This window comes from Bacteroides sp. MSK.18.37 (assembly GCF_019129155.2).
Lineage (GTDB): Bacteria > Bacteroidota > Bacteroidia > Bacteroidales > Bacteroidaceae > Bacteroides > Bacteroides ovatus.
Genome location: NZ_JAHOIB020000001.1, coordinates 3030270 through 3045013 on the forward strand (window position 1 = coordinate 3030270; position 14744 = coordinate 3045013).

8 protein-coding genes are annotated in these 14744 nt (G+C 44.7%); 7 read left to right on the plus strand and 1 reads right to left on the minus strand.

Annotation, left to right across the window (positions count from 1 at the left end; genetic code table 11):
* Positions 1–353 precede the first annotated feature (353 nt).
* The gene (locus KSX81_RS12245; protein ID WP_217725442.1) at positions 354–4364 is read right to left on the minus strand and encodes a two-component regulator propeller domain-containing protein; all 4011 of its coding nucleotides are present in this window, start codon (positions 4362–4364) and stop codon (positions 354–356) included.
* A gap of 208 nt (positions 4365–4572) precedes the next feature.
* On the opposite strand from KSX81_RS12245, the gene KSX81_RS12250 reads away from it, so the two are divergent.
* The 7 genes from KSX81_RS12250 (at position 4573) to KSX81_RS12280 (ending at position 14483) form a co-directional block, all read left to right on the plus strand.
* A complete protein-coding gene (locus tag KSX81_RS12250; RefSeq protein ID WP_217725443.1) occupies positions 4573–6627 on the plus strand; it encodes an alpha-L-arabinofuranosidase C-terminal domain-containing protein in 2055 nt (684 codons plus the stop codon).
* Between the two features lie 201 nt (positions 6628–6828).
* Positions 6829–8382 (plus strand): sulfatase, encoded by a 1554-nt coding sequence (locus KSX81_RS12255; RefSeq protein ID WP_004298626.1) that lies wholly within the window; start codon positions 6829–6831, stop codon positions 8380–8382.
* Between the two features lie 47 nt (positions 8383–8429).
* The gene (locus KSX81_RS12260) at positions 8430–9617 is read left to right on the plus strand and encodes a family 43 glycosylhydrolase (protein ID WP_181990051.1); all 1188 of its coding nucleotides are present in this window, start codon (positions 8430–8432) and stop codon (positions 9615–9617) included.
* Positions 9614–11281, plus strand: a complete 1668-nt coding sequence (locus KSX81_RS12265; protein ID WP_217725444.1) for an arylsulfatase — start codon at positions 9614–9616, stop codon at positions 11279–11281. The genes KSX81_RS12260 and KSX81_RS12265 overlap by 4 nt, the downstream gene beginning before the upstream one ends.
* Positions 11282–11286: 5 nt before the next feature.
* On the plus strand, positions 11287–13491 hold the full coding sequence (locus KSX81_RS12270) for a glycoside hydrolase family 2 protein (protein ID WP_217725445.1): 2205 nt from the start codon (positions 11287–11289) through the stop codon (positions 13489–13491).
* Positions 13492–13709: 218 nt separating this feature from the next.
* The gene (locus tag KSX81_RS12275) at positions 13710–13898 is read left to right on the plus strand and encodes a hypothetical protein (protein ID WP_004298614.1); all 189 of its coding nucleotides are present in this window, start codon (positions 13710–13712) and stop codon (positions 13896–13898) included.
* 123 nt (positions 13899–14021) lie between these two features.
* Complete coding sequence (locus tag KSX81_RS12280; protein WP_004298612.1) at positions 14022–14483, plus strand: hypothetical protein; 462 nt, start codon at positions 14022–14024, stop codon at positions 14481–14483.
* Positions 14484–14744: the final 261 nt, after the last annotated feature.

Below are 14744 nucleotides of genomic sequence, written 5' to 3' on the forward strand. Positions count from 1 at the left end.
TTTTTCTGTTGGGCGTAGTTGATTTACAAGATATACCTACTTGCCCTGTTGGCTATTAATAGCTAACTTCCTTTTGATATAGACCAAACTTCTTTTTGCCGGTTGGATAACTTCCTTTTTCTTCATTCCAAACTATAATTGCAAGCTTTGTTTTTATAAATGCAAGTTCCGTTTATAAAAACAAAGCTTGCAATTATATAAACGGAACTTGCGTTTATAGTTTGAAATAGGGCAAAGACAACTTTACTATGAAGGGAAGAGATCTTTGCAAAGGGAGCAAAAGAACTTTTCTATTAATAGTTGACACGTTGTCTAAGGGTAGGTTGAATTTCTGAAGCAGTTACTTTTGCTTTCTATTTCAACTGTTTGAGAAACTCTGTCGGAGTGATATTAAATTCTTTCTTGAAACACTTTGTAAAGTAGTTTGGATCTGATATACCGACGGCAAATGATGCTTCGGAGACATTCATACCATTCAGTAAATGAGTTTTAGCCTCTTTCATCTTAATGGTCCGTATGAATTGAGTGATGGAGCATCCGGTGAGTGATTTCAGCTTCATGTGCAACAGGCTGCGGCTGATGCGGAGATGGGCTGTGATTTCCGTTACTCCGAAGTCTTCCTTGGTGAGGTTCGCCATAATCAGTTCCATCAGTTCTTTCATGAATATTTCATCCCGCGGGTTGTTGGTTATTTGCTTGATGTTCAGTTCTTCTGCCTGTTTGAAGTGTTCAATGCTCTGTTTCCGGCTCTTTTGGATATTCTGTACCAGCAGTTCCAGATTCTTGGCGTTGAAAGGTTTGGTGATATACGCATCGGCTCCCCGCAGATAACCTTCCGTATGGTCGTTTTCATCGGTCTTTGCAGTCAGGAGGATAACGGGGATATGGCTGGTCGTTACGTCCTGTTTGACACGTTCCGTGAATTCCAGGCCGTCCATCACCGGCATCATTAAATCCGATATAATGAGGTTGGGCAGCTGTTTGGCTATCTTCTTGCAGGCTTCCGCACCGTTATACGCCCGTATAATATCATATTTCTCGCTGAATATGCTGGCAAGATAATCATTCATTTCTTTATTGTCCTCTACAATCATAATAGATTCCCGGGCAGGATCTTTTTCTTTGTTGGTCAGCTTTTCAGGAATGAGTTCGATGGTTTCCTTGATTCGCTGGTTATATTTCTGTATTTCTTCGGTCGTGATGTTCTCGGACGAGCGTTCATCGGGGTTGTAAGCATCCTCGGATACATTCAGGGTAACGATAAAGTCCGAACCTTTGTTGATTTCGCTTTCTACCCGGATTTCCCCTTTGTGCATGTGTATGAGCGAACGCGTAAGCGATAATCCCAGTCCGAATCCTTCGCGATGGTCGCGCTTCTCAACTTGGTAGTAACTTTCAAATATTTGTTCTTGAGCTTCTTTAGGAATCCCCCTGCCATTGTCTTTGACGGAGATTTGCACAAATGTTCCTTTCTCTTCTTTTATTAGTTTGGCACTCAACTTGACGTATCCGCCGGGTTGGGTATATTTAAATGCGTTTGAGAGCAAGTTATAAAGAATCCGTTCCAGCTTGGAAGGCGAGAACCAGACTTCCTCTTCGGTGTCTTCCAGATTGACGATGAAGTCAATTTCCCGTTCCCCGGCTACAATGTCAAAGATGTGCGACAGTTCTTCCAGAAAGTGCATGATGTCTCCCTTCCGGACGCTGATACGCATCTGTTTCATCTCGATTTTACTGAATGTCAATAGTTCATTAATCAGATAATTCATCCGGTTGGCGTTTCGGTAGATGACTTCCAGTTTCTCTTTATCGTTGTTGCTGATTTGTGGCTGCTGGATCAATCGTTGCAGAGGCGATAGAATCAGGGTCAGCGGTGTTTTCAGGTCATGGGAGATGTAAGTGAAGAAATTGATCTTCTGTTGATTCATATTCTCTATGTTGACGCGTTGTTCATGCTCCGTTTTCAGTCGCATGAGCAGGATGATACGCGTTTTGGTATATCTGTATGCGGCGTAAATGATTAATAGGAAGAGTAGTGCATAAACTAAATATGCTCCCGGTGAGAGCCACCAAGGAGGAAGGACTCTGATGGCAAGGTCCTTTTGGCCCGTTTCGTCCCAGTGGATACCATCTTTGCTGGCTTTGATCTTTAAGATATATCTTCCTGAAGGCAGATTGGAGAAGCGTACCTGATGCTGGTTGCCTACAAACTGCCAGTCCTTGTCGATACCTTCCATTTTCATCGCATATTGAGTGTTGTCGGTATATTGATAATTCAGGCCGGAATATTCGAGACGCAGGGATTGGGCTTGTTCGTGCGTCAGGGTGATCTCTGTCAGTTCGGAGATAGAGGAAGGGATGAATGCTTTCTCATTGTTGGGCGACATATATTCGCTGTTGCTCCAAATGGCAGTCAGTGCAATGTTGAAACGGGGATTGACGGAGCGTACCTGTTCCGGGTAGAAAGAAATCATACCGTTGATAGTTCCGAAATACAATTCTCCGTCAGGCTTCTTGCAGGCGGAGGAGTAGTTGAACTGGTTGATGGGCAATCCGTCGGCCGTGGTATATCGGTCAATGCTTCCTGTTTGGGAATTGATACAACAAAGTCCGTTTCCGGTACCTACCCAAACATTGCTCATCTCATCTTCAATGATACCTTTGATGGCGTTGGATCCCAACTGTTCTTTACTGTAAAAGGCGATAATGCTACCGTTGCGGTCCGATACATAAAGCCCGTTGTTGTCTGTACCTATCCATATCCGTTGATGTGAATCGGGGTAGATATAGGTGATGTAGAGATCGGTATGCGGCAGGATGGGGAGCGAGGTTACTTTCAGTGTATGGGTATTGATCTGAAATATACTGCCTTTTCGGGTTCCTGCCCAAAGTATACTGTCATTAAACTGTACCAGGTTAAAGACACGGAGAGATGAAATCTTTTCCGGGCGGGAGTTTGCTTTCTTCTTGTCGATCAGGAATAAGCCGGAAGGGCCTCCGTACCAGATATGATCGTTCTTGTCTTCGATGATACAGAAGCCGGAAGAAACCTCATCCGACAGTAGATTATAGTCCACCGTGCGGTTTAGATGCGGTATATAGTGAAGAGCTCCTTTCAGGAACAGTCCGAGCCACAGGCTGTTATCTTTGTCGAGCCATAAAGAATGTATGTTCTTGGCGTAAATTTGCATTTGCTTGTGCAGCCGTTCGGCACGGGTGATTTCTTTCTTATTGTTCAGGTAGTTCAATCCGCCATCTTCGGTGGCGATGTACAGACCGTTGTCCGGAGCATTGATAATCTGGCGGACAGCCTTTCCGCTCAAATGATTGAAACTGGCTCCGTATGGATATATCTGGAACTGGTCGGAACCGAATATATAATAGTTGACTCCTCCGAAATAGGTTCCCACCCACATATTATGAGCCTTGTCCTGATAAAGGCTGTAAATGGGAGAATCGTTCAGCGCACTTAAATCTCGTTCCGATTGTTCGTAATGTGCAATCAGTTGATAGAGTTTGTTGAAGACAAAGATGCCATACTCCGTGCCTACCCATATATTCCCCGTATGGTCGGTTGCCGCACACCGGAAGTCTTTCACTTCAAGGTCTTTCGAAAGATTACACAGGGTATTGCTTTGTATATGATAGACGAAAAAATCGTTGTTAGTATTAAATAAAAGCTGGTTGGACGAGATCAGGACGGCATTGTTGCATTGCAGTGTAAAAGGCTGGATGAGAGTCGGGAGGGAAACGAACTGTTTCTTTTCCAGACTGTATCGCATCAGTCCTTTGTTGGTGTCTATCCATAAGGTTTTGTCTCCGTCCTCCGCAAAGTATCTCACATGAGGTTTTTCTTTATCGAGAAGAAAAGGGACGAACAAGCTGTCTTGTTCATTGTAGCGATAGAGTCCGTTGCTACAAGCTGCCAGAAGCATACCATCGCTGGTGTTCAGGAAACAAACATCATCCTTAGTGTTCCCTTTAATCTGGTAACGGCTGAAATCTTCTGTCTCGTAGTTATAGCTGCAGATGCCCTGATCGGTAGAGATCCATAGAATGTTACGGAGCGAATCGTTATATAAGCGTGTGATGAAATTGTGGCGGAGTGAGGTGCTGTCGGCTTCATTATGTGCGAACAGGTTGATATTATAACCGTCATATCGGCACAATCCGTTGCGTGTACCAAACCAGATGAACCCGTGGTTGTCCTGGGTGATTGCATTGATCGTATTATGCGGGAGTCCTTCAGCTATACTTAGCTGTTTGAAGCGTATGTTATTATATTGAATCTGTCCCGTCGACAAGCTTGTATTTAAGAGCACGAGACTAAATAAGAGTACGAATTTAAGTAAGGTGGTTCTCATGGCTTTTCTGATTGATTTTCACGACCTAAAGATACGTCTTTTTTTGTTTTGAACAGTCGTAGAATTGTTCAAACGGGCAGCACTCATGTTCAGTTTGCCGCTTCGCTACAGATTTTTATACATGATTGCAGGTATTAAGCATTATTTTTCTGTTTTTCTTGGATAGAAAAGACCACATTTGCAATGTGAAACTCTAAAAACAAATGCTATGAATCATTCGACATTCAAATCCTTTACGTTTGGTATCGGTCTGTTTTTCACATTACCTCTGGTATATGGGAATAGTTCCTCTCCGTCTTCCTCCGATGGAACGTTGTATATCAATAAATCGAAAACCCACAAAGTGGCTCCCGTAAAGTATGGTTTCCATTATGAAGAAATAGGAATGATGGGCGAGGGTGCCTTGCATGCCGAACTGATACGTAACCGTTCGTTTGAAGAAGCTACACCTCCTGCCGGATTATCTGTGAAGAACGGTCTTTATGAAAATGTTCCGGCTCCCCGCGTTAAAGAGAAAAAAGTGTTTCAGGCCGATCCGCTGATTGGATGGACGACTTATCCGTTATCATATACTCCTGTATTTATCAGTCGCACGGATGAAAATCCGATGAGCGGGGAAAATAAGTATTCGATGCTGGTTAATGTCACGGAAGATATTGCGAACCATTCGGATGCTCTGATTCTCAACCGTGGATATTATGGAATGAACTTGAAGACGGATACGTCTTACCGCCTTTCCTTGTTTCTGAAGAACAGAAATTATTCCGCTCCGTTACGTGTATTTCTGGTTGACGAATGGGGACAACGGGTGAGCAATGTGATCGAAGTGAATGTAGGGAATCGGGACTGGACAAAATATACCGGTGAACTGAAACCGGAAAAGAACGTCCGGCGTGGAATGTTTGCCATACAACCGATGTCGAAAGGACAATTTCAGATGGATGTCGTTTCCCTGTTCCCGTCCGATACCTGGAACGATGGAAAATCCGTATTCCGTAAAGACATTGTTCAGAACCTGAAAGAGTTTTCTCCCAGCTTTATCCGTTTTCCGGGCGGATGCATCGTGCACGGAGTCAATGAAGAAACGATGTATCACTGGAAAAAGACGCTCGGACCGATTGAAAATCGTCCGGGACAGTGGAGCAAATGGGCGCCTTATTACCGTACCGACGGAATCGGCTATCATGAGTTTTATGAATTGTGCGAATATGTGGGAGCTGATGCGATGTATGTGATGCCTACGGGTATGATTTGCAGTGGTTGGGTGAAGCAAAGTCCACAGTGGAATTTCAGACACATTGATGTCGATCTGGACGCTTATATCCAGGATGCGTTGGATGCCATCGAGTATGCCATTGGTGATACAACTACGAAATGGGGAGCTGAACGGGCAAAGAACGGTCATCCCGCTCCTTTCCCGCTAAAATATATCGAGATTGGAAATGAAGATTTCGGACCTGTGTATTGGGAGCGTTATGAGAAAATCTATCAGGCGTTGTCCGCCAAATATCCTGACTTGATTTATATAGCCAATAGTGTCATCCGTGTAGTCGGAAGAGAGAATGATGACAAACGGAAGGATATTCCCAATTTTGTCAACCCGAAGAATGTAAAAGTGTTCGACGAACATTATTATAACTCAATCGAATGGGCTTGCGAACAGCATTATCGTTTTGATAACTACAAACGGGGTGTTGCCGATCTATTTATCGGCGAATTGGGAATCAACGGAAAATATCCTTATAACCTGCTGGCTACCGGAGCCATCCGTATGTCAATAGAACGCAACGGCGATCTGAATCCCTTGTTTGCTGAACGTCCGGTGATGAGGCATTGGGACTTTCTGGAACACCGTATCTTCCTGCCGATGTTGATTAATGGAGTAGACAGTAGCGTAAAGACTTCCTTCTTCTACCTGGCAAAGATGTTCAGGGATAACACGTTTGACGTGTGTCTGGATGCAGCGATCAAGGATATAGAAGGTTTGCAGAACATCTTTGTTACGATGGGATATGATACGGCCAGCAAACAATATATCCTGAAACTGATAAACCTGCAGGATAAAAAAGTCACTCTACAACCGGAAGTTTCCGGCTTCAAACGTCCCATCAAGGCACATAAAACAAGTCTGGTACTGGTTCCGGGAAAAGAAAACACACCGTTTGCTCCGAATGAAGTCCAACCGGTAGAGACGGAAGTCGGGCTGGACCTGAATCAACCGTTCGAACTGGAGGCAGCTTCCATGGTTGTATATCGTTTTTAGTTCACCACAGAGGACACAGAGAGCACAGAGGACACAGCATTTTTTCTCTCTTTCTGCAAGGAACAGAGTGATAGATGCAGTTAGCTGTAAAAAAAGCGTGAGACTCTGTGTTACTCTGTAATGAATAAAATGATTAAGCCTCCGTGTCCTCTGTGTCCTCCGTGGTGAACTCTAAATTGTCAAATAGCAAATAAAAATAAAATGAAAACAATCTTTTGTATCACAGGACTTGCCATACAAGGTTTGGCTATGTCAGTTCAGGCGCAAACCGGCAAACCGAATATTGTGGTTATTATGACCGATCAGCAGCGTGCCGATTTGTGCGGCAGGGAAGGTTTTCCGCTGGAAGTGACTCCCTTTGTCGACCGTTTGGCGCAGGAGAATGTATGGTTCAATAAGGCATACACTGTGATGCCGGCCAGCTCTCCGGCACGTTGTTCCATGTTCACCGGGCGTTTTCCTTCCGCCACTCACGTACGCACGAATCACAATATCCCCGACATCTCCTATCAACAGGACTTAGTGGGCGTATTGAAAGAAAACGGATATAAAACAGCATTGGTTGGCAAGAATCACGCTTACCTGAAACCTGCCGACTTGGATTTCTGGTCTGAATACGGACACTGGGGAAAGCACAAAAAGACGACTCCCGCAGAGAAAGAGACTGCCCGTTTCCTGAATCAGCAAGCCAGGGGGCAATGGCTGGAGCCATCTCCCATCTCGCTGGAAGAACAGCATCCCACCAAAATCGTGAACGAAGCGCTGGCATGGATTAAACAGCAGAAAGAAAATCCTTTCTTCGTATGGGTCTCTTTTCCGGAACCTCACAACCCTTATCAGGTATGTGAACCCTATTACTCCATGTTCTCCCCCGATAAGCTCCCTGTCTTAAAGACCTCCCGCAAAGATTTGGCAAAGAAAGGAGAGAAATACCGTATTTTGGCGCAACTGGAAGACGCGTCCTGCCCGAACCTGGAACAAGACTTGCCTCGAATCCGTGCCAACTATATCGGAATGATCCGGTTGATAGACGATCAGATCAAGAGACTGATCGAATCATTGAAAGCCAGCGGACAATATGAAAACACCCTCTTTGTCGTACTTTCCGACCACGGTGACTACTGGGGGGAATACGGATTGATCCGTAAAGGAGCCGGACTTTCCGAAAGCCTCGCACGTATCCCGATGGTATGGGCAGGATATCACATTAAAAACCAGCCTGCCCCTATGGATAGCCACGTATCGATAGCCGACCTTTTCCCCACCTTCTGCTCTGCCATCGGTGCCGAAATACCGGCAGGAGTTCAGGGTCGTAGCTTGTGGCCGATGCTGACCGGAAAAGCTTACCCTAAAGAAGAATTCTCCAGCATGGTCGTACAACAAGGCTTCGGAGGAGCCGATGTCGGACTGGATGCCTCCCTGACTTTTGAACAGGAAGGAGCATTGACTCCCGGCAAAATAGCCCACTTCGACGAACTGAACACCTGGACGCAAAGCGGTACCTCACGCATGATAAGAAAGGATGACTGGAAACTGGTCATGAATCATTATGGCAACGGAGAACTCTATAATTTAAAGAAAGATCCTTCGGAAGTTCATAATCTGTTTGGCGAGAAGAAATACAGCGAAATTCAAACAGAACTTCTGACCCGTTTACTGGCATGGGAGTTGCGTTTGCAGGACCCGCTGCCTCTCCCGCAAAGACGTTACCATTTTAAACAGAATCCATTTAATTATCTCCATCCGGAATACTAAAAAATAAGAAGATTGTACATACCTACGGATATTAAAAACATGATTCCATGAAGTCTGCCCCGCAACGGCCTATTTTTGTATCCGTAAACATAAAACAGAAATATATGAAATTGATTTTGCGATTAGGATTGATCTTGTTTACAGGATTTATTTCCATCTCTACAGCATCAGCACAGTTATATGGAACGGCAGATACAAACGCTCCGGAACTACGTGTTCCGACATCTGTAAAGCCGGCATTTGATTATTGGATGAGGGACACTTGGGCTACACTGGGTCCCGACGGTTATTATTATATCACAGGAACCACCTCTACTCCCGATCGTTACTTTCCGGGACAGAGGCATTGCTGGGACTGGAACGACGGTTTGTACCTGTGGCGTTCCAAAGATATGAAGTCCTGGGAAGCCAGAGGACAAATATGGTCGATGGAAAAAGACGGAACCTGGCAAAAGAAACCGAAAGTATATAAAGCAGGAGAGAAATATCAGAAGAAATCCATCAACGGTGATCCGATGGACAACCGTTTCCATGCTGTATGGGCTCCGGAAATGCATTATATCAAAAGTGTGAAGAACTGGTTTATCGTTGCCTGCATGAATGAGTCGGCAGGTGGGAGAGGTTCTTTCATTTTGCGGAGCAAGACCGGAAAGCCGGAAGGACCGTACGAGAATATCGGAGGTAATAAAGACAAAGCCATCTTCCCGAACATCGACGGAAGTTTGTTCGAAGATACGGACGGCACTGTCTACTTTGTCGGGCACAACCATTATATCGCCCGTATGAAACCGGATATGAGCGGATTTGCCGAGGAACTGAAAACATTGAAAGAGAAAAAATATAATCCGGAACCGTATATTGAAGGAGCGTTTATCTTCAAATACGATAACAAATATCACCTCGTACAAGCTATATGGTCGCACCGTACGTCGGAGGGAGATACCTATATTGAGAAAAAGGGAGTAACCTCACCGAAGACACGTTATAGTTACGACTGCATCATCTCGACAGCCGATAATGTGTATGGTCCCTATAGCGAACGCTACAATGCCATCACGGGAGGAGGACACAACAATCTTTTCCAGGATAAGGATGGAAACTGGTGGGCTACCATGTTCTTCAATCCGCGTGGGGCACAGGCGGCGGAGTATAAAGTGACGTGCCGTCCCGGATTAATTCCGATGATCTATGAGAATGGTAAATTCAAACCCAACTTTAATTATAATACCAAATGAAAACTTCTTTATTGATAGCAGGCAGCCAGGCTCTGGTTCCGATGACGTATGCGCAGGACAAACCGAATATTATTATCATACTGGCAGACGATTTGGGCTTCTCCGATCTCGGCTGTTTCGGTGGTGAGATTCATACACCGGTGTTGGATAAGCTGGCAAAGAATGGCGTCCGTATGACGCAGATGTATAACAGTGCACGCAGTTGCCCGTCGCGTGCCAACCTGTTGACGGGACTTTATCCCCATCAGACGGGATTGGGACACATGGACGGCAGTCATCCTGCCTGGCCGAAAGGATATTCCGGTTTCCGTTCCAATTCGGACAACGTCACGATTGCAGAAGTCCTGAAAGATGCCGGATATTTTACGGCTATGTCAGGAAAGTGGCATTTGGGGAATAAGTCGAATCCTATTCTTCGTGGGTTTCAAGAGTATTACGGTTTGTTGGGCGGATTCAACTCTTTCTGGAATCCGGCGGTATATACCCGTTTGCCGAAAGACCGTACGCCCAGACACTATGAGGAAGGAACTTTCTACGCTACCAATGTGATAACGGATTATGCGATTGACTTCATCGACCAGGCACATCAGGAGAAGAAACCGTTGTTCCTGTATCTGGCTTATAACGCTCCCCATTTCCCTTTGCACGCATCGAAAGAAGTGACCGATAAATATATGTCTCTCTATATGCAGGGATGGGACAAGATTCGTGACGCTCGCTGGAAACGGATTGTTGACCTGAAACTCATGCAAGGCAAACCGGCACTTAGTCCGCGCGGCGTGGTTCCCGAAAGTCTGTTTGAAGATGAAACGCATCCGCTACCGGCATGGGATTCATTGACGAAAGATCAGCAGACCGACCTCGCACGCCGTATGTCCATTTTTGCCGCTATGGTAGATGTGATGGACGCGAACATCGGCCGGGTAGTGGATGAATTGAAGAAAAACGGTGAGTTGGACAATACGTTTATCATGTTTATGTCCGATAACGGAGCTTGTGCCGAATGGCACGAATTTGGCTTCGACAAACAGACCGGAGTCGAATACCATACCCATACCGGAGAAGAACTCGACCAGATGGGTTTGCCCGGAACCTATCATCATTACGGTACAGGCTGGGCAAATGTCTGCTGCACGCCGTTCACGCTCTATAAACATTATGCACATGAAGGAGGTATTTCCACGCCGTGTATTATTTCCTGGGGTAATCATGTGAAGAACAAAGGCGGACTGAATCATCAGCCTGCACAATTTTCCGATATCATGTCTACTTGTGTGGAACTGGCAGGAGCCACTTATCCGAAAGAATATCAGGGAAGAGCGATTCTGCCTACGGCAGGTCAGTCTATCCTTCCGATTGTGAAAGGAAAGAAGATGCCCGAAAGATACATCTATGCGGAACATGAAGGCAACCGCATGGTGCGTAAAGGCGATTGGAAGCTGGTTTCCGCCAACTTCAAAGGAGATGAATGGGAATTGTACAACATCAAGGAAGACCGTACCGAACAGCACAACCTGATCGGTAAATATCCTGAAATGGCAAAAGAATTGGAAACAGCCTATTTCGAATGGGCGGACAAGAGTGATGTACTGTATTTCCAGAAAATGTGGAATACCTACAATAAGAATCGACGGAAAGATTTTAAAGAATATAAAACCCGCTAATGCTTATGGATAAGAGAATCTTACTAACTCTGGCTTTAGGAGCCATGTCGCAGGTGTTTGCCCATGCATGGGAGCCTAAAGGTGATAAAATCAAAACAGTATGGGCTGAACAGGTGACGCCGGAAAATGTGTGGCAAAGTTATCCCAGACCGCAGTTGCAACGGGCCGAATGGATCAATCTGAATGGATTGTGGAAGTATGCCGTAACGGATCAGAACACGTCCCGGAAGAATGTTTCCTTTGAAGGGGAAATCCTGGTCCCGTTTGCGATTGAATCATCTCTGTCCGGAGTGCAGAAAACATTTCTTCCTACGGATAAATTATGGTATCAACGTGAGTTCACCTTGGATCCTTCCTGGAAGAACAAATCTACTATCCTGCATTTCGGAGCAGTGGATTATGAATGTCAAGTATGGGTGAATAACCGGTTGGTCGGTACGCATAAAGGAGGAAACAACCCGTTCTCGTTCGATATTACTAAATACCTGAAGAAGAGTGGCTCTCAAAGCATTGAAGTAGCTGTCACCGACCCGACGGACACGGAATCTATCTCCCGAGGGAAACAGCAACTTAACCAGGAAGGTATCTGGTACACACCTGTATCGGGTATTTGGCAAACTGTGTGGCTGGAAGCGGTGAATAAAACCTATATCCGTCAGGTACTTCCTTCCACTGATATTGAGAGAAAATCCGTGAAGCTGGCTTTCGATATAGCCGGAGCCAAAGGCAATGAAGAAGTGAAAATAGAAGTGTTGGATGATGGCAAAGTAATCAAGACGGTGGAACAGAAGTTGACTAATGCGATGGAGATAGACGTTCCGAACGCTGTCTTATGGTCTCCCGAATCTCCGAAACTGTATCATTTGAATATTGTCTTATCCAATGGAGGACGTGTTTTAGACCGGGTAAAGAGTTACTTTGCCTTGAGAAAAGTAGATGTCCGTAAAGATGAGTGCGGATATAACCGTATTTGCCTGAATAACCAACCCATCTTCCAATACGGTCCGCTGGATCAAGGCTGGTGGCCCGACGGATTGTTGACTCCTCCTTCCGAGGAAGCGATGTTGTGGGACATGGTGCAGTTGAAGAAGATGGGATTCAATATGATCCGTAAACATATCAAAGTAGAACCGGAGCAATATTATTATTACGCCGATTCCCTGGGATTGATGATGTGGCAAGACATGGTTTCCGGTTTTGCTACGTCGAGGAAGAAGGAGGAACACGTCAATCCGTTGGCTACTACCGATTGGAATGCTCCCGAAGAACACACCCGCCAATGGCAAAAAGAAATGTTCGAGATGATCGACCGTCTCCGTTTCTATCCCTGTATCACTACCTGGGTGGTTTTCAATGAAGGATGGGGACAGCATAACACGGTGGAAATCGTAAATAAAGTGATAAAATACGACGATACACGCCTGATAAACGGAGTGACCGGCTGGACGGACAGAGGCGTAGGCGATATGTACGACGTACATAATTATCCTGTCACTTCCATGATTCTGCCGGAGAACAACGGCAACCGCATTTCCGTACTGGGAGAATTCGGCGGCTATGGCTGGGCGATCAAAGAGCATATCTGGAATCCGAATATGAGGAACTGGGGGTATAAGAATATAGACGGAGCAATGGCTCTGATTGATAGTTACGGCCGTCTGGTATATGATTTGGAAACGCTGATTGCCCAAGGGTTGAGTGCGGCTGTTTATACACAAACCACTGATGTGGAAGGAGAAGTGAACGGCCTGATTACTTACGACCGGAAAGTAACTAAAATACCGGAAGGCTTGTTGCACCTGATGCACAACCGTTTGTATGAAATCACCCCTGCGAAAGCTGTTACTTTGATTGCAGACGGTCAGAATGGAAGCAAGAATACCCGCCTTGTCAGTCTGAACGGTCAGGAGCTGAAAATGACTTCTTTGCCTTTCGACTGTCCCCCTCGTTCTACGGTAGTATCAGAAGCTACTTTTAAGGTGGATAAGGATTTCAATCATCTGTCTTTATGGCTGAATGTTGCCGGAGAAGCCAAAGTTTGGCTGAATGGAGTGGAAGTCTTTGCGCAGGAGGCAAAGCAGACCAGGCAATATAATCAATATAATATCAGCGATTACAGCCGTTACTTGCGAAAAGGAAGTAATTTGTTGAAAATTGAAGTGAAAGATAGCAAGAAGATGAGATTCGATTATGGGTTGAGGGCTTATTAACAGAATTGTTTTTCTTTTGTCTGTTTCTATTGTAAGGTATGTACCTTTTATTATTTATTACCTTATTTCCAATATATTCCAAATAAATCATTTATCTTTGTCACACGCTTTCTGCCCATCAGCGTGATGGAACTGGTGGAAAGTGGTTTTATCTCTTATTGGAGTAAAAGCGTATTATCTCTCGCTCATGAAAATTAGCAACTTTCGACCAAAGAGAGATGATTCAGCAGATACTCCACGCGAACGGTGTATATCAACATATCCGTCAGGAATGTGTTATATATAAACGATTGGCGTGGGTGTCTGTTGTTATCATTATCCTTTGGAAAGGTCTTGCTAAGCCTCATGAGCGGATAATGGTGCAACAGCATCTGCGCCTTTCTTGTATCCGGTCGGTTTATTCATAATACCCCAATATAACCTAACCAATCCCCGCCCACCGGACTGCAGGAAGCGTAGATGCCCGTTGCACTAATATAATAAAAAGAGTATCCCTCTTTCATTGTATCACACATAAAAAAACGAACATTATGTCAGAATGGATTAGCGTAGAAGAAGCGGCTAAGAAATACAATCTTAAAAAAGAATATATCCAACTTTGGGTGGATATGCGGGTAATCATGTCATATTTCAAGGATTACAAAACGGTTGTAAACGATGAAAGTCTCCGTGGATTCCTGAAAACCAGGGAGAAAGGCATTGATCCGGAATATGTGAAAGCATTGGAACAATTCTGTATCAGTAAATCCGAGACGTGCTTGATATATGCTTTCCTCTTAGGGGCACGCGACAAAGAGCTTGAAATGTATAGGGAAGCCAAATCACAGCGAGATGCGTTACGGGGCATGTGGATGGAACAAAACGAACGGGTACGGGATTTAGAAATAGAACTTGAATTAGGACAGTTCAACTGTTATAAATGCCGGTTAAAAAAGTGGTGTATGAGAATCAAAAGAATAAAATTGAATTGGTTTACAAAGGTCTGGAAATGAGGTAAATGTCAACTCAAACATGGAAATTTAGGGGCATAGCGCCCCTAAATTTCCATTTAACTAAGAACGGTGCAGTCATGAGTACATCAATTAAAAATTCAGCAAGCTCTGCAAACGATTTGGTTCTTAATCAAATTCCGTGCTACTTATTTATGTTCAATTACCTTATTCATGGCTATTCTGGAGTACTTTAAGATGCATATAGTTTGGATAATTTATTTGTTATTTCTAATATGCCGATATCCCTTTATCCATCGGCCT

Excerpts from the sequence above, each read along its gene's own strand:
- KSX81_RS12260 (WP_181990051.1), top strand. The coding sequence starts at position 8,430 with ATGAAGTCTGCCCCGCAACGGCCTATTTTTGTATCCGTAAACATAAAA.
- KSX81_RS12280 (WP_004298612.1), top strand. The coding sequence starts at position 14,022 with ATGTCAGAATGGATTAGCGTAGAAGAAGCGGCTAAGAAATACAATCTT.
- KSX81_RS12250 (WP_217725443.1), top strand. The coding sequence starts at position 4,573 with ATGAATCATTCGACATTCAAATCCTTTACGTTTGGTATCGGTCTGTTT.
- KSX81_RS12255 (WP_004298626.1), top strand. The coding sequence starts at position 6,829 with ATGAAAACAATCTTTTGTATCACAGGACTTGCCATACAAGGTTTGGCT.
- KSX81_RS12265 (WP_217725444.1), top strand. The coding sequence starts at position 9,614 with ATGAAAACTTCTTTATTGATAGCAGGCAGCCAGGCTCTGGTTCCGATG.
- KSX81_RS12275 (WP_004298614.1), top strand. The coding sequence starts at position 13,710 with ATGATTCAGCAGATACTCCACGCGAACGGTGTATATCAACATATCCGT.
- KSX81_RS12245 (WP_217725442.1), bottom strand. The coding sequence starts at position 4,364 with ATGAGAACCACCTTACTTAAATTCGTACTCTTATTTAGTCTCGTGCTC.
- KSX81_RS12270 (WP_217725445.1), top strand. The coding sequence starts at position 11,287 with ATGGATAAGAGAATCTTACTAACTCTGGCTTTAGGAGCCATGTCGCAG.